The sequence below is a fragment of the Variovorax defluvii genome (assembly GCF_039541515.1).
GTDB lineage: Bacteria > Pseudomonadota > Gammaproteobacteria > Burkholderiales > Burkholderiaceae_C > Variovorax > Variovorax defluvii.
The window spans coordinates 77,326-97,589 of sequence record NZ_BAABGJ010000076.1 but is presented as its reverse complement, the minus strand read 5'-3'; the positions used below and the strand labels follow the sequence as shown (position 1 = coordinate 97,589).

Sequence of the window (20,264 nt, the reverse complement as noted above, 5' to 3'; positions counted from 1 at the left end):
TTGTCTTGATGCCGCCACGTTGCCGCGACTGCACATGTATCGGCTTCACTCAGTAATCACAAAGCATTCAAAACGAATGGGCCGATGTTGCTCCGAGGTAGCGCAGTCCGCCACCGGCTAAAAGCACTGCCTGCCGCCTATGTCTTTTGGGAAGTCCTCCTGCAACACTCGACGCATTTGGTTGCGTTCTCCGGGGGCCGGAATCGATCCATGGACACGATTGTGCCCGCCTTCTTACATTTTGAATACAAACAGGCTACTTCAAAGCCAAATAAAAAGGCAATGGATGATGGAAAAGTTCTACTTTTGAAGGAATCTATCAGGCGGCGGCTTCGTCCAGGCTGCCCTGGTCCAGGTGGCTGGTGTCGCCCCAGCCGACCAGCGTGAAGCCCTGGGGCGTCCACAGCAGGCGGTTGATGGCGGCGTTGCCCAGGTGCCAGGTGCGTGGGGCCTGCAGTTCCTGGCCGGTGGCGGCGCGGTAGAGCACGTCCATCACGCCGCCGTGCGCCACCAGCACCACCAGTTCGCCGGGATGGCGGGCCGCCAACCGGGCGGCCGTGGCGGTCACCCGTTCGCGGAAGTCCAGCAGCGATTCACCGCCTTCCGGCGCAAAGGATGGGTCGCGCGTGCGCCACAGCCGGGCCTGCTCGGGCAGGTTGGCGTCGATGTCGGCGAAGGTGCGGCCCTCGAAATGCCCGAAGGCCCGCTCGCGCAGGCCGGGTTCGGCGCAGATCGTCAGGGTGCGTGGGCGGGCGATTTCCTCCGCGGTCTGCCAGGCGCGGGCCAGGTCGCTGGCATAGATGGCACCGATCTCCTCATCGGCCAGGGCCTCGCCCACGCGCCGGGCCTGCCACAGGCCCGTGGCGTTGAGCGCGATGTCGAGCTGGCCCTGGATGCGGGTGTCCACGTTCCAGGCGGTCTCGCCGTGGCGCACGGCGATGAGTCGGGTGACCTCCATCCGGGAAATTCTAGGGGGAGCCCTGAAAAGCTCAGTCCCTGGCGGCAGGGATCGCGATGTCAACCCGGCGCTCGCCGGCCGGCGGATTCGGGAAGCCCTGCAGCGCGGCCTGGAACATGACCGGCAGCACGGCCGCGCTGGCGGTGTAGGGCCCGTCGTTGCGGGCGCGGGTCTCGTAGACCACCCGGTGCGACGGCAGCTCGCGCAGCACGATGCTGACCTCGCGCGCGTACCAGGGATTGGCGGGCGGCGTGAACACCGGCCCGTACCAGCCGCCGCCGTACCAGCCGCGCCCGTAGCCGCCTGCCGGATAGCCCCAGGGCCGGTGGAGGGGGTAGCCGGGCCACAGGCCGCCGTTGTAGTACCAGGGGTCGGCCCAGGGCGAGAGTTCGGCGCTCACGCGGGCGCCGATCTGGGCGGTGTACTGCGGATTGGCGTCGTCGCGGCGCAGGCCGACGCGCTCCAGCGCCGGGGCGGCCATGGCCTCCAGTTCCGCCTGCTGCGCCTCGCTCGCCTGTTGAGAGGGCAGGCGCTCGAAACGGTAGGTGGCGCCGGCCGGCACCGTGTTCATGCTGGAGAAGCTGCGGACCTCGCTGTCGACCACCCAGCGGGTGGCGCAGCCGGACAGGCCGGCGGCGAGGGCAAGGGCGGCGAACAGGTGTTTCATGCGGGACTCCTGGCCGGAAGAGGCGGGGGGCGGGGGCGCGGGGGCGCCCCGCGCTTCCGCAGGCTCAAAGCTGCACGACGCGCAGGGGCGAAGGCATCGGGAACTCCGGCGGGTCGAAGGCCTTGTCGCCGTCCTCGTCGGCCACGCCGGTCGTCTTCAGGCCTTTGAAGTCGTGGGACGTTCCGTCCAGCAGGTGTGAGGGCACCACGTTCTGCAGCGCGTTGAACATGTTCTCCAGGCGCCCCGGATGCTTGCGCTCCCACTCGCGCAGCATCTCGCCGACCTGCTTGCGCTGCAGGTTCTCCTGGCTGCCGCACAGGGTGCAGGGGATGATGGGGAAGGCGCGGTGCTGCGCCCAGCGCACCAGGTCCTTCTCGGGCACATAGGCCAGCGGGCGGATCACGATGTGCCGCCCGTCGTCGCTCACCAGCTTGGGCGGCATGGCCTTGAGCTTGCCGCCGAAGAACATGTTGAGGAAGAAGGTCTGCAGGATGTCGTCGCGGTGATGGCCCAGCGCCACCTTGGTCGCGCCCAGCTCGTCGGCCACGCGGTAGAGGATGCCGCGGCGCAGCCGGCTGCACAGGCCGCAGGTGGTCTTGCCCTCGGGGATCACGCGCTTGACGATGGAATAGGTGTCCTGCTCCTCGATGTGGAAGGGCACGTCCAACGACTTCAGGTAGGTCGGCAGCACCTCCTCGGGAAAGCCGGGCTGCTTCTGGTCGAGGTTGACCGCGACGAGGTCGAAATGCACCGGCGCGCGCGCCTTGAGCTTGAGCAGGATGTCCAGCATCGCGTAGCTGTCCTTGCCGCCCGAGACGCAGACCATGATCTTGTCGCCGGCCTCGATCATGTTGTAGTCGAAGATGGCGCGCCCGACCTCGCGGCACAGGCGCTTCTCGAGCTTGTGCGCCTCGCGCTCGATCCTCAGGCTGGCGGCAGGAGAGGCGGCCGCCTCGTCGGTCCACACTGCACTCATCATTTGCTCCGAAAGACTTCGACCCCCACGGACTGGCAGTCGGGATACACATCGGGCTTGGCGGTCGACACGCGCGCCGCCTGCACCTTGGGATGGGCCAGCACCTGCTCGAGGATGTCGTCGCACAGCGTTTCCTGCAGGTGGATGTGGCCCTTGGTCAGCCGCGTGGCGACGGTGCGGCGGATGAAGTCGTAGTCGACCACCTCGTCGAGCTCGTCTTCCTTGGGCGTGGACAGGTCCAGCGGCACGTAGAGGTCGACGTTGATGATCACGCGCTGCTCGGCGCGCTTCTCGAATTCGTGCACGCCGATGTTGATCCAGACCTCGTAGTCGCGCAGGAAGAGGCGCCGGCAGTTGACGAGCAGCGGGTCGATGGGTGTGTAGCTCATGGTGTTCTCAGCAGTTCGTCGACGACGAACATGATGTCGCGCGGCAGCGGCACCAGGTGCTGGCCGTTGTCCACGCTGACGGTGGTGCCGGTCACGCTGGGTGTGTCGGCGAGGAAGACGCAGGCACGCGCCACGTCGGCCGGGTCGATCGGCCGGCGCATGAGGTTGGCGTTGGCGGCCCGCTGGAAATTGGCCTCGTTCTGCGGCCCGCTGGGGTAGAGGATGCCCGGTGCCACGCCGCACACCCGCAGCGCCGGCGCCAGCGACTGCGCCTGCAGCGCGACGGCGCGCTCCAGTGCCAGCTTGGAGACGGTGTAGGAGAAGTAGTCCGGGTTGAGGTTGTAGACCTTCTGGTCCAGCACGTGGATGGCGCAGCGGTCGAGGCCGTCGCCCGTCCCGGCCTGCTGGGCGAGCAGGCGGGCGAAGTCCATCGGGGCCATGAGGTTCACGCCGAGCTGGCGCATGGCGGTCTGCTCATCGAAGTCCAGGCCGGTGTCGGGCTCGAAGGCCGAAGCGTTGTTGACGATGCAGGCCAGGGGCCCTTCGGTGCCGATGCGCTCCAGCAGGGCGCGCCGGCCGGCGGCACTGCCGATGTCGGCTGCCACGGCGTTCGCCGTCAGGCCCCCGGCGCGCAGGCCTGCGCACAGCGCTTCGGCTTCGTCGCGCGAGGCCCGGTACTGGCACCACACGGTCCAGCCCGCGCGCGCGAAGGCCTCGCAAACGGCGGCACCGAGCCGCCGGCCGCCGCCGGTCACGAGCACGCCGCGGGGGCGTGGGGTGGATTCGTGCATGCTGATGGATTTCCTGTGTTATGACCCAGAGATGACAGAGAACCACGGCGCCGAGCGCGCGGACCCCCTGACCCGGATTATCGACGCCGCCCTGCAGCGCGCCGGTGGCTGGCTGCCCTTCGACCGCTTCATGGCCCTGGCCTTGTACGCGCCCGGCCTGGGCTACTACGCCAACGCCAGCCGCAAGTTCGGGCGCATGCCCGAGTCCGGCAGTGACTTCGTCACCGCGCCCGAGCTCACGCCGCTGTTCGGCCGGACCCTGGCGCGACAGGTGGCCGAGGCGCTGGAGCGCACCGGCACCGACGAGCTCTGGGAATTCGGCGCCGGCTCGGGCGCCCTGGCCGCCCAACTGCTCGGCGCCCTGGGCGATCGCGTGGCGCGCTACCGCATCGTGGACCTGTCAGGCCTGCTGCGCGAGCGCCAGCAGCACGCGCTGGCAGCCCACGCCGGCAAGGTCGAATGGCTGTCGGAATTGCCTGAGCGCATGCGCGGCGTGATCGTCGGCAACGAGGTGCTCGATGCGATGCCGGTGCAACTGGTGGCGCGGCGCGGCGGCCAGTGGTTCGAACGCGGTGTGGTGCGGCTGGCCAATGGAGCGCTCGGGTGGGACGACCGGCCCACCGAGCTGCGCCCGCCGGTGGAGATCGAAGGCGGTCACGACTACCTGACCGAGATCCACCCCCAGGCCCGCGCCTTCATCGCGACCCTGGCCGAGCGGCTGGAGCAGGGCGCGGCCTTCTTCATCGACTACGGTTTTCCCGAGGCCGAGTACTACCACCCGCAGCGCCACATGGGCACCGTGATGTGCCACCGCGGCCACCTGGCCGATGCCGATCCGCTGGCCGACGTGGGCCAGAAGGACATCACCGCGCACGTGGACTTCACCGGCATCGCGCTCGCCGGGCAGGACGCCGGCCTGGCGGTACTGGGCTACACCAGCCAGGCGAGGTTCCTGCTCAACGCCGGCCTGCTGCCCATGCTCGAAGCGGCCTCGCTGCCCGAGCGCACGCTGGCCGCCCGATTGATTCACGAGCACGAGATGGGTGAGCTGTTCAAGGTGATCGGCTTCGCGGCGGGCGAGGGTTGGGAGGCACTGGGCTTCGCGGAGGGGGACCGCAGCCATACCTTGTGAGGCCGGGGGCCGGCCCCGAGTGCTGCGAGGTTGCTTCGACACGCTTCAGTTTTGTTGGCTTTGAGCTAACAACGAACGATTCGTTGGCATTGCCGGCACCGGCTCCTAAAGTAACCGGTTTCCCGCTCAACGCCTTTGAATGACTGCCCCTTCCAATTCCGCGCCGACCCAGGATTTCGAGATCCGCCGCGTCGATGCGCCGGTCGGCGCCGAGGTGATCGGACTGGACATCGGCCGCCCGATCAACGCGGCCGACTTCGCCCGCATCCACCGCGCGCACCTGGACCACCACGTCCTGGTCTTCCGTGACCAGCGCATCACGCCCGAGCAGCACATTGCCTTCAGCCGCCGCTTCGGCCCGCTGGAGATCCACGTGCTGCACCAGTTCCATTTGGCGGGCCATCCCGAGATCCTGACCGTCTCCAACATCAAGAAGCCCGATGGCGAGCCCCTCGGCCTGGGCGATGCCGGTGCGTACTGGCACTCCGACATCTCCTACAAGCAGAACCCCAGCCTCGGTTCGCTGCTGCACGCGCAGGAACTGCCCAGCGAGGGCGGCGACACACTGTTCGCCGACCAGCACTTGGCCTGGGAGGGCCTGCCGCCCGCGCTGCAGCACCGCATCCTGCCGCTGAAGGCCGAGCACAGTTACCTGGCCAAGTACGAGGAACTGCGGGCCAGGAACCCGTGGCGCCCCAAGCTCTCCGAAGAGCAGATCGCCAAGGTCGCCCCGGCTGTGCAGCCGGTGGTGCGCACCCATCCCGAGACCGGTCGCAAGGCACTCTTCGTCAGTGAGCATTTCACGACCCGCATCGTCGACCTGCCGCAGGACGAAAGCGACGCGCTGCTGGCTGAACTCTTCGCGCACGGCACGAAGCCCGAGTACGTGTACCGCCATCGCTGGGCGCCGCACGACCTGGTGTTCTGGGACAACCGCTCGGTGATGCACTTGGCCGCGGGCACCCCGGACCACCTGCGGCGCAAGCTCTATCGCACCACGATCGAGGGCGATACGCCTTTCTAAAACCCTAAACCACCCAGACCATGAAGAAATCTCTTGCACGCAGCGCCACCGCGCTGCTGGCAGGCCTCGCCCTGTCCGTCGCCAGCCTCGCAGTTCACATGAGTGCCTTCGCCGCCGGCTCCGGTATTCGCCTTGGGAGCAGCCCTGCGGCTCAGGCCGAAGGCCGCATCCGCATCGCCGAACAGTTCGGCATCGTCTACCTGATGCTCAACGTGGCCCGGGAGCAGAAGCTGATCGAGAAGCACGCCAAGGCGGCGGGCGTCGACGCCAAGGTGGAGTGGGTCAAACTCTCCGGCGGCTCGGCGGTCAACGATGCGCTGCTGTCCGGCAACATCGAGATCGCAAGCGCTGGTGTCGGCCCGCTGCTCACGGTGTGGGACCGCACGCTGGGCAAGCAGAACGTGCGCGGCGTGGCCTCGCTGGGCAACTTTCCCTACTACCTGGTCACCAACAACCCGAACGTGAAGTCCATCGCCGCCTTCACTGACAAGGATCGCATCGCGCTCCCGGCGGTCGGCGTGTCGGTGCAGTCGCGCGTGCTGCAACTCGCATCGGCCAAGCTGTGGGGCGACAAGGAATTCAACCGCCTCGACAACATCAGCGTGGCCGTGCCGCATCCAGACGCGGCCGCGGCCATCATCAAGGGCGGCACCGAGATCACGGCCCACTTCGGCAATCCGCCCTTCCAGGAGCAGGAGCTGGCAGGCAACCCGAACGCGCGCATCGTGCTGAACTCGTACCAGGTGCTGGGCGGCCCGGCCTCGGCCACCGTGCTGTACGCCACCGAGAAATTCCGCAGCGAGAGCCCCAAGACCTACAAGGCCTTCATCGATGCCCTGGGCGAGGCCGCGCGCTTCATCACGGCCAACCCGGAGAAGGCGGCCGACATCTACCTCAAGGTGAGCAACGCCAAGATCGACCGCGATTTGCTCCTCAGGATCATCAAGAACCCCGAAGTCCAGTTCAAGACCACCCCGCAGAACACCTACGCGCTGGCCGAGTTCATGCATCGCGTCGGCGCCATCAGGAACAAGCCCGGCTCGGTCAAGGACTACTTCTTCGACGACGCCCAGAACGTGTCGGGCAACTGAGGAAGCGGAGCATGTCGTCGGCATCCGTTCTTGCCTCGCGCCGCGGCCTCTCGCGCCCGGCCTCGCGCTCGCCCGCGCCGGTGGCCTCGGACGCGCGCGCACCCGCTAGCGGCGGACCGCTGTTGCAGGTCGATGGCGTGAGCCTCGAATACCGCACGGCGCAGCGCGTGGTGCGCGCCACCCACCAGGTGCGCTTCGACGTGTTCGAGGCCGACCGCTTCGTGCTGCTGGGCCCCTCCGGCTGCGGCAAGTCGACCCTGCTCAAGGCGGTGGCCGGCTTCATTCCCCCGGTCGAAGGTGAGATCCGGCTCGACGGCCGCCGCATCGTGAAGCCCGGCCCCGACCGCATCGTCGTGTTCCAGGAATTCGACCAACTGCCGCCGTGGAAGACCGTGCGCCAGAACGTCATGTTCCCCCTGCGCGCCTCCGGCGCGCGGGGCCGCAAGGAAGCCGAGGAACGCGCGCTGCACTACCTCGACAAGGTGGGCCTGGCCCGTTTTGCCGATGTGCATCCGCACCAACTCTCGGGCGGCATGAAGCAGCGCGTCGCCATCGCGCGGGCGCTGGCCATGCAGCCGCGCGTGCTGCTGATGGATGAGCCTTTTGCGGCGCTCGACGCGCTCACGCGCCGCCGCATGCAGGAGGAACTGCTCGCGCTGTGGGAAGAGGTGCGCTTCACGCTGCTATTCGTCACCCATTCGATCGAAGAGGCGCTCGTGGTCGGCAACCGTATCGCCTTGCTCTCCCCGCACCCGGGGCGCATGCGTGCCGAGATCAACAGCCACGGATTCGACCAGCACAGCCAGGGCGGTGCCGAGTTCCAGGCCACGGCGCAGCGCATCCACCGGCTGCTGTTCGAAGAAGAGCAGGCCGCCGCATGAGCACCACGAATCCCGTGAACGCCAAGCATCCGCCGGTGCGCCCCGAATACGAGTGCCGGCTCGAGCCCTTCACCGCGTTGGCCGTGGAGCGCCCGCTGCCGATGTCCACCCGCCTCCGGGCCCACGGCTGGCTGCGCAAGGGGCTGATCCTCGCCGCCCTGGCGCTGGTGTGGGAACTGCTCGCGCGCTGGCAGGACAACGACCTGCTGCTGCCCACCTTCGGCGCGACCGCGCAGGCCCTCGTCCAAGGCCTTGCCAGCGGCGAACTGCCGAACAAGGCGCGCATCTCGCTGGGCGTGCTGCTGCAGGGCTACGTCGCCGGCGTGCTGCTGGCCTTCGCCCTGACCACGCTGGCGGTCTCGACCCGGCTGGGCCGCGACCTGCTGGACACGCTGACCTCGATGTTCAATCCGCTGCCTGCCATCGCGCTGCTGCCCCTGGCCCTGCTGTGGTTCGGGCTGGGCCGCGGTAGCCTGGTCTTCGTGCTGATCCACTCGGTGCTGTGGCCGCTGGCGCTGGCCACCTACGCCGGCTTCCAGGGCGTGCCGGAGACCCTGCGCATGGCCGGCCGCAACTACGGGCTGAAAGGCCTGCGCTACGTGTTGCAGATCCTGGTGCCGGCGGCGCTGCCCTCCATCCTCTCGGGGCTGAAGATCGGCTGGGCCTTCGCCTGGCGCACGCTGATCGCGGCCGAGCTGGTGTTCGGCGCCTCCTCGGGGCAGGGCGGCCTGGGCTGGTACATCTTCCAGAACCGCAACGAGCTCTACACGGACCGCGTCTTCGCCGGCCTCGCGCTGGTGGTGCTGATCGGGCTGGCCGTGGAGAACGTAGGCTTCGCGACGCTGGAGCGGCTGACGGTGCGCCGCTGGGGCCAGCAGCGCTGACAGCGTTGAAGACCGGGCTCAGCCCTGGTGCCGGGACTGCCGTTGCCGCATCGTGCGCAGCTCCCGCAGCATGAAGGCCCGCGCCTCAAGCGGATTGTTGTTCCCGAGCTGCACCATGTAGGGCTTGCGCGTCACTTCCGAACGGGTCGCGCAAAGCTCGATGAAGTCCTCCGCGGTCACGATCTCCTTGCGGAAGTGCTTGTACTTGGCCTCCAGGTGCTCGGCCGCCTCGGCGGCATCGTGCGGCTCGCCGTTGCGTACGAACTTCATCTCGTGCATGCCGCGCACGCGCGCGATCAGCGCGGTGATCAGGCGATGCTCATCCTCCGAAGGCGTGGCGCGCGCGGCGGGAACGAGGACGGGGCCCAGGGCCAGGGCGGCGAGACGAAGGCAATGGCGGCGGTGCATGAGCTTCCTCGAGGTGTTGTGCGGAGCGTTCACGCACCCGGGCCGATGCTGGCCCAGCCGGGGCACAGTGTCAAACCGCGGGCTCGGGTCTAATGGACGTCCTGCCAACGTCATCCGCCATGAGTTCCATCGATTCCTCCCAAGAGCTGCTGCGCATCGCCCACGCCCTGGCCGACGCGGCCGCCGTCCATTCGCTGCGCCTGTTCCGCACCCCGCTGGAAGTGATCGCCAAGGCCGACGAGAGCCCGGTCACCCTGGCCGACCGGGCGGCCGAGACCGCCATGCGCGAGATCCTGGCCGCGCAACGGCCCGGCGACGGCATCTACGGCGAGGAGCACGGCGCCGTCGGCGTCGAGGCCGCATTCGTCTGGGTGCTCGACCCGATCGACGGCACGCGCAGCTTCATCACCGGCTCGCCGCTGTGGGGCACGCTGATCGGCCTGCTGCGCGGCGGGCGCGTGGAACTGGGCATCGTCGACATGCCGGTGCTCGGCGAGCGCTGGGTCGGCCAGGCCGGCCTGGGCGCCCATCGCAACGGGCGGCCGGTGCGCGTCAGCGCATGCGCCTCGGTCGAGGCGGCCCGCATCTTCACCACCTCGCCCGACATCTTCGGCCCGGCGGATTGGGAGGCCTTCGACCGGCTCAGCCGCCGATGCGCGATGCGCCGCTTCGGCGGCGACTGTTACAGCTACGCCCAGCTGGCCGGCGGCACCATCGACCTGGTGGTGGAGAGCGGCCTGCAGCCCTACGATTACCTGGGGCCGGCCGGCCTGATCGAGGCCGCCGGCGGCGTCATCACGGACTGGGCAGGGCGTCCACTGGGCCTGGACTCAGACGGACGCGTGGTGGCCGCCGCCACGCCGGCGCTGCACCAGCAGGCGCTGGAGATCCTGAATGCATGACCATGCCCTGGCGGGCGACCGTGAAGCACTGCACTAGTCCACTGAAACATTGAAATGAATGGTGAGGGCCGCCCGAGACGGGATGCGATGCAAGGCGCAAAGCGCAGCGATACCGGTCGGTATCGCGAGCATTTGCAACGCCGCAGCGCGCCCGTTTCGGGTGGACTGCACCAGTCGATTTTTCAGTGTTTCAGTGGACTAGACTCCCCGCATGATTCGCTGGCTGATCGTCGTCGTCCTCGCGCTCCTGCTGATGAGCGGGCTGACGCAGTGGCTGCGGCGCTTCGGCTTCGGGCGGTTGCCCGGCGACTTCGAGTTCCGCGCCTTCGGGCGCGACTGGCAATTGCCCATCGGAAGCACGGTCGTGCTCAGCATGATCGCGGCCCTCATTGCAAGGTGGATCTGAACCCATGAGAGCTTGTGTCGACATCGGCGGCACCAAGGTGGCGGTCAGCCTGTCGGCCGACAGCACCTCGCCCCTGATCGGGCGCAGGAGCGAACCGACCGCCAAGACCGGCGACAACGACGCGGTGGCGCGGCAGATCCTGCGGCTCGTCGACGAGACCTGCGCCGAACAGGGCGTCGACCCCGATTCGGTCGAACGCGTGGGCGTGTCCTCGGCCGGACCCTTTGTCCTGCGCGACGGCCTGTTCGAGCTGGCCACGCCCAACATCTGCGGCGGCATCGCCGGCCCGGCCCGCGGCCTGCCCAACGACTGGATGACCGCCGTGCTGGAGGCGCCGCTCAGGCAGCGCTTCCGCCACGTCCGGGTGGAGAACGACGCCGTGGCTGCGCTGGAGGCCGAGCGCCGCTGGGGCGCGCTGCAGGGCAGCGACCACTGCGCCTACGTCACCTGGAGCACCGGCGTGGGCGTGGGCCTGTGCGTGGACGGCCGCGTGCTGCACGGCAAGAACGGCAACGCGGGCCATGCCGGCCACAGCTTCGTGGCGGACGACGACAACGGCGCGCTGTGCGGCTGCGGCAACCGGGGCGACGTCGAGGCGCTGGTCGCGGGCAACGCGATCGCGCGCCGCTTCGCCCGTCCGGCACACGAAGTGTTCGCCGCCGCCGCGGCCGGCGACGCGCAGGCCCAGGCCGCCATCGATGGGCTGTGCCGGGTGATGGGGCGCATGCTCTTCAACCTCATCGCCACGCTGGACCTGGAGCGCATCAGCCTGGGCGGCAGCGTGTTCTGGCACAACCGCGATGTTCTCCTGCCGAAGCTGGCCGCCGAGATCGACGGCAAGCTGGCGGCACTCACGCGGGATGCGGTACTGGTACCGGCGGGGCTGGGCGAGCGGGTGGGGGATTACGCGGCGCTGGCCTTGCTGGACTGATCACCTCCGCCACGATCTCCCCCAGCCGACGCAGCGCGCCATCGATCGCCTCGCCATAGGGCCAGCCGCAGTTGATGCGCATGAAGTGGTCGAAGCGCGAGGAGTTCGAGAACAGCGTGCCCGGCGCGATCACGATGCGCTCCTCCAGCGCCGCTTCGAAGACACGCGTCGAGGACAGGCGCTGCGGCAGCTCCACCCATAGCTGCAGTCCGCCGGGCGGCAGGTTGATCCGGGTGCCCCCGGGGAAGTAGCCGGCGATCGCGTCGGCCGTCTGCTCGCGCTGGGCCTTCAGACACTGGCGCAGGTGGCGCAGGTGGCGGTCGTAGGCACCGGTCGCCATGAACTGGCCGGCGCCAGCCTGCGAAAGCGCCTCGTTGTTGCGTGTCTGCGCGAACTTCAGCATCTCCACGCGCGCCTGCCAGCGCCCCGCACTGATCCAGCCCAGCCGCAGCCCAGGCGCCAGGATCTTGTGCAGCGAGGCGCAATGAATGATGTTGCCGGAGCCGTCGAAGGACTTGAGCGCGCGCGGCGGCATCGGCGCATCGAGCAGCGCGCCGTAGGTGTCGTCCTCGATCAGCGGGATCGCGTGCTGCTCGCACAGCCGCGCCAGCCGTTCCTTGTGGCTGTCGGGCATCACGCTGCCCAGCGGGTTCTGCAAGTGCGGCACCACGATCACCGCCTTGATGTTGTCGTAAGTGCGGATCGCCAGCTCCAGGGCCTCGATCGAGATGCCCGTCTGCGGGCTCGTCGGGATCTCGAGCGCCCGCATGTCCAGGCTCTCCAGTATCTGCAACAGGCCGTAGAAGGTGGGCGATTCCACCGCCACCGTGTCGCCGGGTTGGGCCACTGCGCGCAGCGCGAGGTTCAGCGCCTCGATGCAGCCATTGGTGGCGAGGATGTCGTCCGGCGAGAGCGTCATGCCCAGCCGCAGGCTGCGTTGCGCCAGCACTTCGCGGAAGGGCAGATGGCCCTTGAGCGGCGCGGCCACCGCCAGCATCCCGGGGCGCCGGCGCAGCGCGGCCGTCAGCGCGCGGCGCAGCGCCTCGCTGGGATAGAGCCCGGGCGCGCCGCGCGCGATGGACAGGTCGAGCTTGTCCGTCACCCGGCGCCTGCGCGCGACGAAGTCCGACACCTTGGCGTGGATGCCGACGAACTGGGCGGGGTCGGGTGCGCGGTCGGCCGCGGGCTCGTCCATCGCCGCCATCGCCAGGCGCCGCGGGCGCCGCACGAAATAGCCCGAGCGTTCGCGCGCCTCGACCCAGCCTTCGCTTTCCATCGATCGGCACAGCTGCAGCGCGGTCGACAGGCTGATGCCGTGCTGGCGCATCAGGTGGCGCAGCGAGGGCAACTTGTCGTCCGGCTTGAGCGAGCCGGCCCGGATCGCGTCGATGTAGTGTGTGGCGAGCTGGCGGTAGAGAGGGACGGCGTCCATCCCTGGATGCTGCTTCAAAAGGGCAGCGGCAGCAACAGAAGCAGATGGGCAAAAAACGACCGTAACAGAGGCCCGCGCAGCCGCTCTGTTCTGGCCACAATCCCGCGTGCCTGTGCCTGTTTATTGAGCATTGCCCTTCCTACGATGGATGCACCGTCCACCCCCCGAAGGCTTGCCATGACCGCCCCCGATCTTCCCTTGTCCACCGAACTCCTGCCGGGCCAATCCCTGCGCGTCGCCCTCGATGCCGGCGCCGCGCTGGTCGTGCTGGAAGGCCGCGTACGCGTGGTCTCGCCGCCCTCGTGGTTCGGCGAGACCGTTCTCGCCGTGAAGAACGACTACCGCGAGGGCGAGGCCTATGTCGCCGAGCGCGGCGGCTGGGTCGAGATCGAGGCGCGGGCGCCAGCGCCGGCACGCATCCGCGGCGTGCCGAGGCCGGCATCGCACATGGCGCTGCGCCCCTCGCCCGTTGCGCAGCTTCTTCGCCTGCTACTCCATTGAGGGAGGATCGACGAAATGGAGCAACGCCAGCGCGGGTCTAGCGAACGCTCTCCGCCGCGCGCAGCGCATCGAGGAAGGTGCGCCGCCACCAGTGCACGTCCTCCGCGCGAATGCGCGACAGGAGCATCTGGTGGCGTTCTCGACGCTCCTCCAGCGGCATCTGCAGCGCCTGCTGCACCGTCTCCGCGGTGCCGTGCGTGTCGTAGGGGTTGACCAGCAGCGCTTCCTTCAGCTGCTCGGCGGCGCCGGCGAAGCGCGACAGCACCAGCACGCCCGGGTCGGCCGGGTCCTGCGCCGCGATGTATTCCTTGGCCACCAGGTTCATGCCGTCGCGCAGCGGCGTCACCAGGCCCACCGCCGCCGCACGGCACAGGCCCGGCACGCGCTTGCGGGCGACCATGCGGTGGATGTAGCGCACCGGCATCCAGTCGAGCTCGCCGTAGTCGCCGTTGATGGCGCCGCACAGCGACTCGAGCTCGCGCCGGATGTCGGCGTAGGCGTCCACCGTCTCGCGCGTGGGCGACGCGATCTGGATCAGGGTCGCGCTGCGCCGGTTCTCCGGGTAGTTGGCCAGCAGCTCGCGGAAGGAGCGCACCCGGTTCGGAATGCCCTTGGAGTAGTCGAGCCGGTCGATGCCCAGCAAGAGGCGCCGGCTGGAGTATTCGCGCCGCATGGTCTCGAACATCTCACGCGATTCCTTGGCGTGGGTGAGCGCGGCGAACTCGTCGACGTCGATGCCGATCGGGAAGGCGCGGCAGCGCACGGTCTGGCCGTAGGCGCGGTACAGGCCTTGTCCCTTGACCTCGCCGTTGGCCTCGTTGCGCACGTATTGCTCGAAGTGCTGCACGTCCTGGTGGGTCTGGAAGCCGATCAGGTCGTAGGCGAACAGCGAGCGCATCAGCCACTCGTGCTGCGGGATCGCCGCCATGATGATGTGCGGCGGCAGCGGAATGTGCAGGAAGAAGCCGATGCGCTGGCGGCAACCCATGCCGCGCAGCTCGGCGGCCAGGGGGATCAGGTGGTAGTCGTGTACCCAGATGATGTCGTCCGGCTTCAGCAGCGGCAGCAGCTTGCGCGCGAAGAGCTGGTTGACCCGGCGGTAGCCGCTGATGAAACCGGCGTCGAAGTTCGCGAGGTCGAGCCGGTCGTGGAAGACCGGCCACAGCACGTCGTTGCTGTAGCCCAGGTAGTAGCTGTCATGGTCTTCGCGGCCGAGGTCGATGGTGGCCAGCGTGGTCTTGCCGGCCTGCTGCACGCGCAGCTCGCCCTCGCCCGTGGGCGCTTCCTCGACGATGTTGCCGCTCCAGCCGAACCAGAGGCCACCGGTCTGCTGCAGGCTTTCGCCGAGGGCGACGGCCAGCCCGCCGGCAGCCGGCTTGCGGGGGTCGGCGATGCGATTGGAAATGACGACGAGTCGGCTCATGGGCTCCTTAGATGATCAGATGCACGAATCCCACGGCGCCGACAGGCGCACGGCCGCGTTGATGATGCCGACCATGGAATAGGTCTGCGGGAAGTTGCCCCACATCTCGCCGGTGACCGGGTGCGTGTCTTCCGACAGCAGGCCCAGCGGATTGCGAGCGGCGAGCATGGTTTCGAAAATCTGGCGCGCCTCGGCCTTGCGGCCGATCTTGGCCAGGGCGTCGATGCGCCAGAAGGTGCAGATGTTGAAGGCGGTTTCGGGTTTGCCGAAATCGTCTGCCGCCTCGTAGCGACGCATGTAGGGGCCGTCGCACAGCGTCTTTTCCATCGCCTCGACGGTGGAGATGAAGCGCGGGTCGCGCGCGTCGATCAGCCCGACTTCCACCATCAGCAGGATGCTCGCGTCCAGCTCATGCCCCCCGAAGCTCTCGGCGAAGGCCTGGCGCTCCTCGCACCAGGACTTGGTGAGGATCTCCTCGCGCATGCGCGAGGAATGGCCATGCCAGTAGGCCGCGCGCTCGGGCAGCCCTAGCGCGCGCGCGACCTTGGCGATGCGATCGCAGGCGGCCCAGCTCATCAGGGCCGAGCTGGTGTGCACGCGGGCGCGCGTGCGCAGCTCCCACATGCCGGCATCGGGCGTGCCGTAGACGCGGATCGCCTGCTCGCCCACCGCCTCCAGGTGCGGAAACTCGGCCACGCCGCCGCGGCTGAGCAGGCGGTGGTCGTGAAAGGCCTGGGAGGCGCCCAGCACGATGTTGCCGTAGACGTCGTGCTGGAAGTGCTCCTGCGCCTGGTTGCCCACCCGAACCGGGCCCATGCCGCGGTAGCCACCCAGTCCTTCGACGAAGGACTCGGGCAGCTCGCGCTCCAGGCCGATGCCGTACAGCGGCTGGATGTGCTCGCCGTGCGAGCCGATCACCACGTTGCCGAGCCAGCGCAGGTAGTCCTCCATGGTGCCGACCTCGGACAGGCTGTTGAGGGCGCGCACCACGAAGAAGGCGTCGCGCAGCCAGCAGTAGCGGTAGTCCCAGTTGCGCTGGCTGCCCGGCGCCTCGGGGATGCTGGTGGTCATGGCGGCGACGATCGCGCCGGTGTCCTCGTAGAGCGACATCTTGAGCGTGATCGCGGCGCGGATCACCGCGTCCTGCCATTCGAAGGGAATGGCCAGACGCTTGCTCCAGGTGCGCCAGTAGGCGATGGTTTCCTGCTCGAAGTGGCGCGCGGTGTCGGCGATGCCGTCCATCAGCGTCTCGTCGGCGCCGAGGATGAAGTTGTGCTCACGCGAGAGTACGAAGGGCTGCTCCGACAGCACGTGCGAAACGGGCGCATCGGTGTTCAGCCGCAGTGCGAAGTCCGGCCCCACGTAGCGGATGTGGTTGCTGCCGCGCGTGATCTGCGGCGGCGTGCTGCCCCACTGGAAGCGCGGCGCCAGCGCGATGCGCACGCGGGGCGTGCCCTGGACCGGCTTGACCCGCCGCACGATGCTGAGCGGGCGGAAGTAGCGTGAGCGGCTGTAGAAGCGCGGCGCGAAGTCGGTGATCTCCACGCCCTGGCCGGCGCTGTCGAAAAGTTGCGTGCGCAGCACGGCCGTGTTGGGCTCGTACCACTGCTTGCTGGAGGCGAAGTCTTCGATGTCGATGGCCCAGGCGCTGGCGTCCTCGCCGGGGTGCAGCAGGGCATTGAACACCGGGTCGCCGTCGAAGCGCGGCAGGCAGCACCAGACGATGCGGGCGCGGGAGTCGATCAGGGCGCTGTAGGCGCAGTTGCCGATCACGCCGACGTTGAGCGAGGACTCCAGCGGCGGGGCGAAACCGCCGCGGGCGGCGGGCTGCGTGACCGGCTCGGGGCCGGTGGCCGGCTTGTCGCTCGCGTTGGACGCCGCGGCGATCGACTCGCCGGCACGGCTGGGCTGCTTCTCTTCAACCTCCTGGGGCCTGACCTCTTTCGGGTTTTTCGTCATGCGGGTTTTCCTCGGCGGGTGGATGGCGAATCGGCCAGCATTTTGCGTGCCTCCACCAGCCATTCGAACACCGCCCGGGGGGAATCCAGCCGGTGCAGCGCGAGGCTGGGCCCGGAACCCACCTTGATCGCCACCCCGCCGCGCGGCTGCACGACCGCGAAGCCGCTCTCGTCGGTGGTGTCGTCGCCCGCGAACACCGGTGTGCGTCCCGCGAAAGGCGCCTCCCGCAGGAAGGCGTCGATGGCGATGCCTTTGTTGATGCCCGCCGGCTTGACCTCGAACACGAACTTGCCGTGCATCAGCTCCAACTGGGGCTGGTCGCCGATGGTTCGCATCAGCGCGTCGCGGCACACCGCCTCGAGCTGGGGCGCGAGCCGGTAGTGCAGGGCGATCGCCGCGTGCTTGCGCTCCACCAGCAGGCCTTCGTACACGCGGGCCAGCTCGTTGGCCGTGTCCAGCACCTCCTGCAGGTCGGGCGGACGCTGTTCCTGCATCTGGCCCTCGGCGTCCCGCCGCTGCACTCCATGCTCGCCGGCGGCCGGCAGGCGCAGGGGGGCGAGGAAGCGGTCCAGCACGTCGATCTGTCGGCCGGACACCACCGCGAGCGCCCCGCCCAGCAGCTCGCTCAGGTCGCTCAGCAGGGGGACCAGGGCGCTGGGCACCTCGATCGCCTCGGGCGTTTCGGCGATGCCGACGAGGGTGCCGTCGAAGTCGAGGAAGAGCGCAGCGTCGCGCGTGAGGCTGGGGGGCGTCTGCATGGGGGAAAACCATAGCAGAGTCGGTGGGGGTGCTGCGTCGGTCAAAGCCGGCAATGGGGTCTAGTCTGTAGGGGGAGTGCCCGCTGACACGCTCAAGCGCGCTGAGCCGCTCGTTACTGCCACCGGGTCACATTGCCGTCGACTGGCCCAGGCGGGCAAGGCCCCGCCCGTGCGGCGGACGTGCGTTGCCGCAATCGATGCTCGTTGACGAATTCAGTGCAACGCCCGCATCAGCCAACAGGTCTTTGACGCTATCCGCGATCTCATGACCCGACCCGGCCCGCCCAAGCGGTGAGGTTGCCCAACGCGTCGTCGGTGGAGGTGGTCGCGAGGTTGAGCTGGCCTGCCGCCGCATCGACCGTGCGGGTCTGCGGCACGTACTTGTTGGCCGCCTCGTAGGTGGTGGTGACTACGCTATCGGTGGCGCTGGTCCTGACCGTCTGCGACGTCGGCAGGCCCTGGGCCGGTGCGCTGGCCGCGGGCATCGGCGGTGAGTTCGAGCTTGTTGAAGCTGCGCTCGTGGAAAGCTCGATCAAGCGCCCTCCCTCATTCCAAGCCAACCCATCAGCAAATAGGCCGATCGCCTCGTCTTCGGATTTTGATAGCAGCCGATGAGGTCACCAAGTCGCACATCGCAATCCATCTTTTCTTGGAATCCACCAGCGTCAGGCCGCCAGCATCTCCAGATTCGCGGATTGACTTTCCGAGTCGACCTATCTCGACTGGCCAATCTTTGGGCCAGCGCCCTTGAAGCAGGTTCGCCATGGCCGTTGGGTCCGGCGGTTCGCCAAGCTGCTCATGGGCGACGGAGTTGTCCACGAACTCAAGGACGTACTCAAGTTTGTGCCATCCCGCGGCATTGCTTCCAACGTCCACAAAGACCTGGCCGCGATCACGCTCGAATCGAAGTGAGAACGGCGCCCCCCCATCACAAGAGCCGCATTGCCGAACTCCTGGGGCTTGTAATCGCCCGCGATCGGTACAAGGCCCTTGCTCACGACAAACGAGAAAGCGGGCGCAATATCGGCTAGATCGATCATGGCATCAAGGTCTGATGAGTCGAGTTCCATCGGCGCTCGGGACGTAGCCCTTACTCCCCATGTACTCAAGCTCTCGCGCGAAGTAGCTTCCCGGTCGCACTTTGTCCAGCGGTGTCGCCAGAATGATCTCGTCGCCGAAGGGCCCGTAGCTGTAGATGGCCGTTGATGCGCTGGAGGACGTCGCGCAGGTACGCATAGGGCTCGATCCCGTTGAGCCGCGCCGTCTCGATCAGGCTGAAGGCCACGGCCGCGGCCTGTCCACCGCGCTCGGAACCCGCGAAGAGCCAGTTCTTCCTCGACAGGGCCACTGGCTTCAGGGCACGCTCGCTGATGTTGTTGTCCGCCTCCACGATGCCGTGCTCGACGAAGGTGTTCAGCGCCGTCCAGTTGCTCAACGCGTAGCCGAAGGCCTCCCCCAGGGGCGGCTTGGGCAGCACCGTGGGTGCATGGCCCGCGAGCCAGTCGTGCAGATCCTTCATCAGCGGCTTGGTGCGAAGCTGCCGCTGCTCGAAGCGCCGGTCCGGGTCGGCATCGCGGATGTCGCTCTCGATACGGTAGATCTCGGCGAAGAAGCGCAGCGCCTCGTGCGCCAGCCCCGGCGGCGATCCCTTGGGCGCGTCCTTGACGATCTTGGCAAACCGGCGTCTTGCGTGAACCAGGCACGCCGCATGCGTCATGCCGTCGCGCCAGGACTGCGCATACCCCGAGAAGTCATCGGCTTGCAGGAACCCACGCCAGGCACCGAGCATGCGCCGCGCATGCTCGCCCGAGCCGTCGGTGGTGAAGTCGTACAGGGCCGCCGGCGCCACGCGGCGCCAGCGCTGCTGGTCATCGGGCAACCACCCGCCGGCCAGGTATACCCACAGCCGTGCGGTGATGGTCCTGCCGCGGCTGTCATCCCTTGAGATTTTGATAGAAGTGGGCTTGGAATGGCCCCGAGGGGCTGTTGAACGTTTGCGTAGTCATCTTCGCCCAGTCAGCAATATTGCTTCCATCCGCGGTCAGCGCTTTCACAAGCGCAGGATTGTTTAGCTGACTCCCAGGTATAGCTACCTTCGATGCAGCAATGACGTCTGCGTGGAGCCCCCCGTTCACGAAGATCGAGGCAGCTTCGCTATGCGTCAACTGTTGCGCGAGTCGGGGTCCATTCGCGATGTTCTGGGCACCCTTCGCGGCAACTACCTTTGGGCCGAAGGTGCAAGTTCTTTGCCATCCGATAGGAGGGAGACGATGCAGCCCTCGTAGCCATAAATGATCAGACCTGTAGGAAGCTGTTCTAGCTCAACAGCACCAGCCGTGCCATCACCGCGAACAAGTACCTCAACCCGTTGACCAGGACGGATCAAAAATTGATCAGCCCACGGTTCAACGATTACGCGTAGTTCAACATCCGAGCCATTGATGTAGCTAAACCTTTGCGATGTCGTCATAGTTCTACCTATTTCATCAGTCCGAGAATAGTGTCCATCAGCTGAACACGATTCTGCGCAGTCAAATTGTTAGCGTTTCGAGCAAACTCGTTGGCATAGAAGCCGCGCCATTGCGTGGCCATCTCCTGCGTCAACCCCTGCGCTTGCATCTGTCCAACAGCATCGGGGCGGCGCTCAGGTAACTCGCCGCGCTGTAGCCGGCGGCGCCGGCCAGGTCGATGCCGGTCTTGAAGGTGTGAGTCTTGTAGCTGGGGTCGAAGACGTACCATGCGCCGTTGATC

Annotated in this window: 22 protein-coding genes and 1 pseudogene; 10 read left to right on the top strand and 13 right to left on the bottom strand. The window is 67.8% G+C overall.

Annotation, left to right across the window (positions count from 1 at the left end; all coding sequences use genetic code 11):
- Positions 1 to 319: 319 nt before the first annotated feature.
- From ABEA07_RS20895 to ABEA07_RS20875, 5 genes are all read right to left on the bottom strand, one after another.
- A complete protein-coding gene (locus ABEA07_RS20895) occupies positions 320 to 958 on the bottom strand; it encodes a histidine phosphatase family protein (protein ID WP_345540247.1) in 639 nt (212 codons plus the stop codon).
- Between the two features lie 31 nt (positions 959 to 989).
- Complete coding sequence (locus tag ABEA07_RS20890) at positions 990 to 1,625, bottom strand: DUF4136 domain-containing protein (protein ID WP_345540246.1); 636 nt, start codon at positions 1,623 to 1,625, stop codon at positions 990 to 992.
- Positions 1,626 to 1,689: 64 nt separating this feature from the next.
- The gene (ttcA, locus tag ABEA07_RS20885) at positions 1,690 to 2,601 is read right to left on the bottom strand and encodes a tRNA 2-thiocytidine(32) synthetase TtcA (protein ID WP_345540534.1); all 912 of its coding nucleotides are present in this window, start codon (positions 2,599 to 2,601) and stop codon (positions 1,690 to 1,692) included.
- Positions 2,601 to 2,990 carry a dihydroneopterin aldolase gene (locus tag ABEA07_RS20880; protein WP_345540244.1) on the bottom strand — a complete coding sequence of 130 codons (390 nt, stop codon included), beginning with the start codon at positions 2,988 to 2,990 and terminating at the stop codon, positions 2,601 to 2,603. The genes ttcA and ABEA07_RS20880 overlap by 1 nt, the downstream gene beginning before the upstream one ends.
- Positions 2,987 to 3,781 carry an SDR family oxidoreductase gene (locus ABEA07_RS20875; protein WP_345540242.1) on the bottom strand — a complete coding sequence of 265 codons (795 nt, stop codon included), beginning with the start codon at positions 3,779 to 3,781 and terminating at the stop codon, positions 2,987 to 2,989. The genes ABEA07_RS20880 and ABEA07_RS20875 overlap by 4 nt, the downstream gene beginning before the upstream one ends.
- A gap of 31 nt (positions 3,782 to 3,812) precedes the next feature.
- On the opposite strand from ABEA07_RS20875, the gene ABEA07_RS20870 reads away from it, so the two are divergent.
- The 5 genes from ABEA07_RS20870 to ABEA07_RS20850 all read left to right on the top strand — a co-directional run bounded on the left by ABEA07_RS20870 (position 3,813) and on the right by ABEA07_RS20850 (position 8,793).
- Positions 3,813 to 4,913 (top strand): class I SAM-dependent methyltransferase, encoded by a 1,101-nt coding sequence (locus ABEA07_RS20870; RefSeq protein ID WP_345540241.1) that lies wholly within the window; start codon positions 3,813 to 3,815, stop codon positions 4,911 to 4,913.
- 139 nt (positions 4,914 to 5,052) lie between these two features.
- Positions 5,053 to 5,937, top strand: coding sequence for a TauD/TfdA dioxygenase family protein (locus ABEA07_RS20865; RefSeq protein WP_345540240.1), 885 nt, complete (start codon positions 5,053 to 5,055; stop codon positions 5,935 to 5,937).
- A 20-nt stretch (positions 5,938 to 5,957) separates the two neighbouring features.
- Complete coding sequence (locus ABEA07_RS20860) at positions 5,958 to 7,028, top strand: ABC transporter substrate-binding protein (RefSeq protein WP_345540239.1); 1,071 nt, start codon at positions 5,958 to 5,960, stop codon at positions 7,026 to 7,028.
- Positions 7,029 to 7,039: 11 nt separating this feature from the next.
- Positions 7,040 to 7,909, top strand: coding sequence for an ABC transporter ATP-binding protein (locus ABEA07_RS20855; RefSeq protein WP_345540238.1), 870 nt, complete (start codon positions 7,040 to 7,042; stop codon positions 7,907 to 7,909).
- Positions 7,906 to 8,793 carry an ABC transporter permease gene (locus tag ABEA07_RS20850; protein ID WP_345540237.1) on the top strand — a complete coding sequence of 296 codons (888 nt, stop codon included), beginning with the start codon at positions 7,906 to 7,908 and terminating at the stop codon, positions 8,791 to 8,793. The genes ABEA07_RS20855 and ABEA07_RS20850 overlap by 4 nt, the downstream gene beginning before the upstream one ends.
- A gap of 18 nt (positions 8,794 to 8,811) precedes the next feature.
- Here the strand turns inward: ABEA07_RS20850 and ABEA07_RS20845 are convergent, their stop codons facing one another.
- A complete protein-coding gene (locus ABEA07_RS20845; RefSeq protein WP_345540236.1) occupies positions 8,812 to 9,201 on the bottom strand; it encodes a DUF5329 family protein in 390 nt (129 codons plus the stop codon).
- Between the two features lie 119 nt (positions 9,202 to 9,320).
- Here ABEA07_RS20845 and hisN point away from each other — a divergent pair, with 119 nt between their 5' ends.
- From hisN to ABEA07_RS20830, 3 genes are all read left to right on the top strand, one after another.
- Positions 9,321 to 10,103, top strand: a complete 783-nt coding sequence (hisN, locus tag ABEA07_RS20840) for a histidinol-phosphatase (protein ID WP_345540235.1) — start codon at positions 9,321 to 9,323, stop codon at positions 10,101 to 10,103.
- A 211-nt stretch (positions 10,104 to 10,314) separates the two neighbouring features.
- On the top strand, positions 10,315 to 10,509 hold the full coding sequence (locus ABEA07_RS20835; RefSeq protein ID WP_076999379.1) for a DUF2905 domain-containing protein: 195 nt from the start codon (positions 10,315 to 10,317) through the stop codon (positions 10,507 to 10,509).
- Between the two features lie 4 nt (positions 10,510 to 10,513).
- Positions 10,514 to 11,440 (top strand): ROK family protein, encoded by a 927-nt coding sequence (locus ABEA07_RS20830; RefSeq protein WP_345540233.1) that lies wholly within the window; start codon positions 10,514 to 10,516, stop codon positions 11,438 to 11,440.
- Here the strand turns inward: ABEA07_RS20830 and ABEA07_RS20825 are convergent.
- Positions 11,361 to 12,872: an aminotransferase-like domain-containing protein gene (locus ABEA07_RS20825; RefSeq protein ID WP_345540232.1), complete on the bottom strand. Its 1,512-nt coding sequence runs from the start codon at positions 12,870 to 12,872 to the stop codon at positions 11,361 to 11,363. The two genes, ABEA07_RS20830 and ABEA07_RS20825, sit on opposite strands and share 80 nt — an antisense overlap.
- Before the next feature lie 177 nt (positions 12,873 to 13,049).
- Here ABEA07_RS20825 and ABEA07_RS20820 point away from each other — a divergent pair, with 177 nt between their 5' ends.
- Positions 13,050 to 13,373, top strand: coding sequence for a hypothetical protein (locus tag ABEA07_RS20820; RefSeq protein WP_345540231.1), 324 nt, complete (start codon positions 13,050 to 13,052; stop codon positions 13,371 to 13,373).
- Between the two features lie 37 nt (positions 13,374 to 13,410).
- On the opposite strand, the gene otsA is transcribed toward ABEA07_RS20820, so the two are convergent.
- The 4 genes from otsA to ABEA07_RS20800 all read right to left on the bottom strand — a co-directional run bounded on the left by otsA (position 13,411) and on the right by ABEA07_RS20800 (position 18,049).
- Complete coding sequence (otsA, locus tag ABEA07_RS20815) at positions 13,411 to 14,796, bottom strand: alpha,alpha-trehalose-phosphate synthase (UDP-forming) (protein WP_345540230.1); 1,386 nt, start codon at positions 14,794 to 14,796, stop codon at positions 13,411 to 13,413.
- A gap of 15 nt (positions 14,797 to 14,811) precedes the next feature.
- Positions 14,812 to 16,755 carry a glycoside hydrolase family 15 protein gene (locus ABEA07_RS20810; RefSeq protein WP_345540229.1) on the bottom strand — a complete coding sequence of 648 codons (1,944 nt, stop codon included), beginning with the start codon at positions 16,753 to 16,755 and terminating at the stop codon, positions 14,812 to 14,814.
- The gene (otsB, locus tag ABEA07_RS20805; protein ID WP_345540228.1) at positions 16,752 to 17,513 is read right to left on the bottom strand and encodes a trehalose-phosphatase; all 762 of its coding nucleotides are present in this window, start codon (positions 17,511 to 17,513) and stop codon (positions 16,752 to 16,754) included. Before otsB ends, ABEA07_RS20810 begins: the two co-directional genes overlap by 4 nt.
- Before the next feature lie 263 nt (positions 17,514 to 17,776).
- Positions 17,777 to 18,049 (bottom strand): hypothetical protein, encoded by a 273-nt coding sequence (locus ABEA07_RS20800; protein WP_345540227.1) that lies wholly within the window; start codon positions 18,047 to 18,049, stop codon positions 17,777 to 17,779.
- A 211-nt stretch (positions 18,050 to 18,260) separates the two neighbouring features.
- Between ABEA07_RS20800 and ABEA07_RS20795 the strand changes: the two genes are divergently transcribed.
- Positions 18,261 to 18,425 carry a hypothetical protein gene (locus ABEA07_RS20795; RefSeq protein WP_345540226.1) on the top strand — a complete coding sequence of 55 codons (165 nt, stop codon included), beginning with the start codon at positions 18,261 to 18,263 and terminating at the stop codon, positions 18,423 to 18,425.
- A 193-nt stretch (positions 18,426 to 18,618) separates the two neighbouring features.
- Here the strand turns inward: ABEA07_RS20795 and tnpC are convergent.
- Both tnpC and ABEA07_RS28685 read right to left on the bottom strand, forming a co-directional pair.
- Positions 18,619 to 19,473: pseudogene (gene tnpC, locus ABEA07_RS20790) on the bottom strand (IS66 family transposase); the annotation flags it as partial.
- A gap of 518 nt (positions 19,474 to 19,991) precedes the next feature.
- Complete coding sequence (locus tag ABEA07_RS28685; protein ID WP_425584160.1) at positions 19,992 to 20,105, bottom strand: DUF4951 domain-containing protein; 114 nt, start codon at positions 20,103 to 20,105, stop codon at positions 19,992 to 19,994.
- Positions 20,106 to 20,264 lie beyond the last annotated feature (159 nt).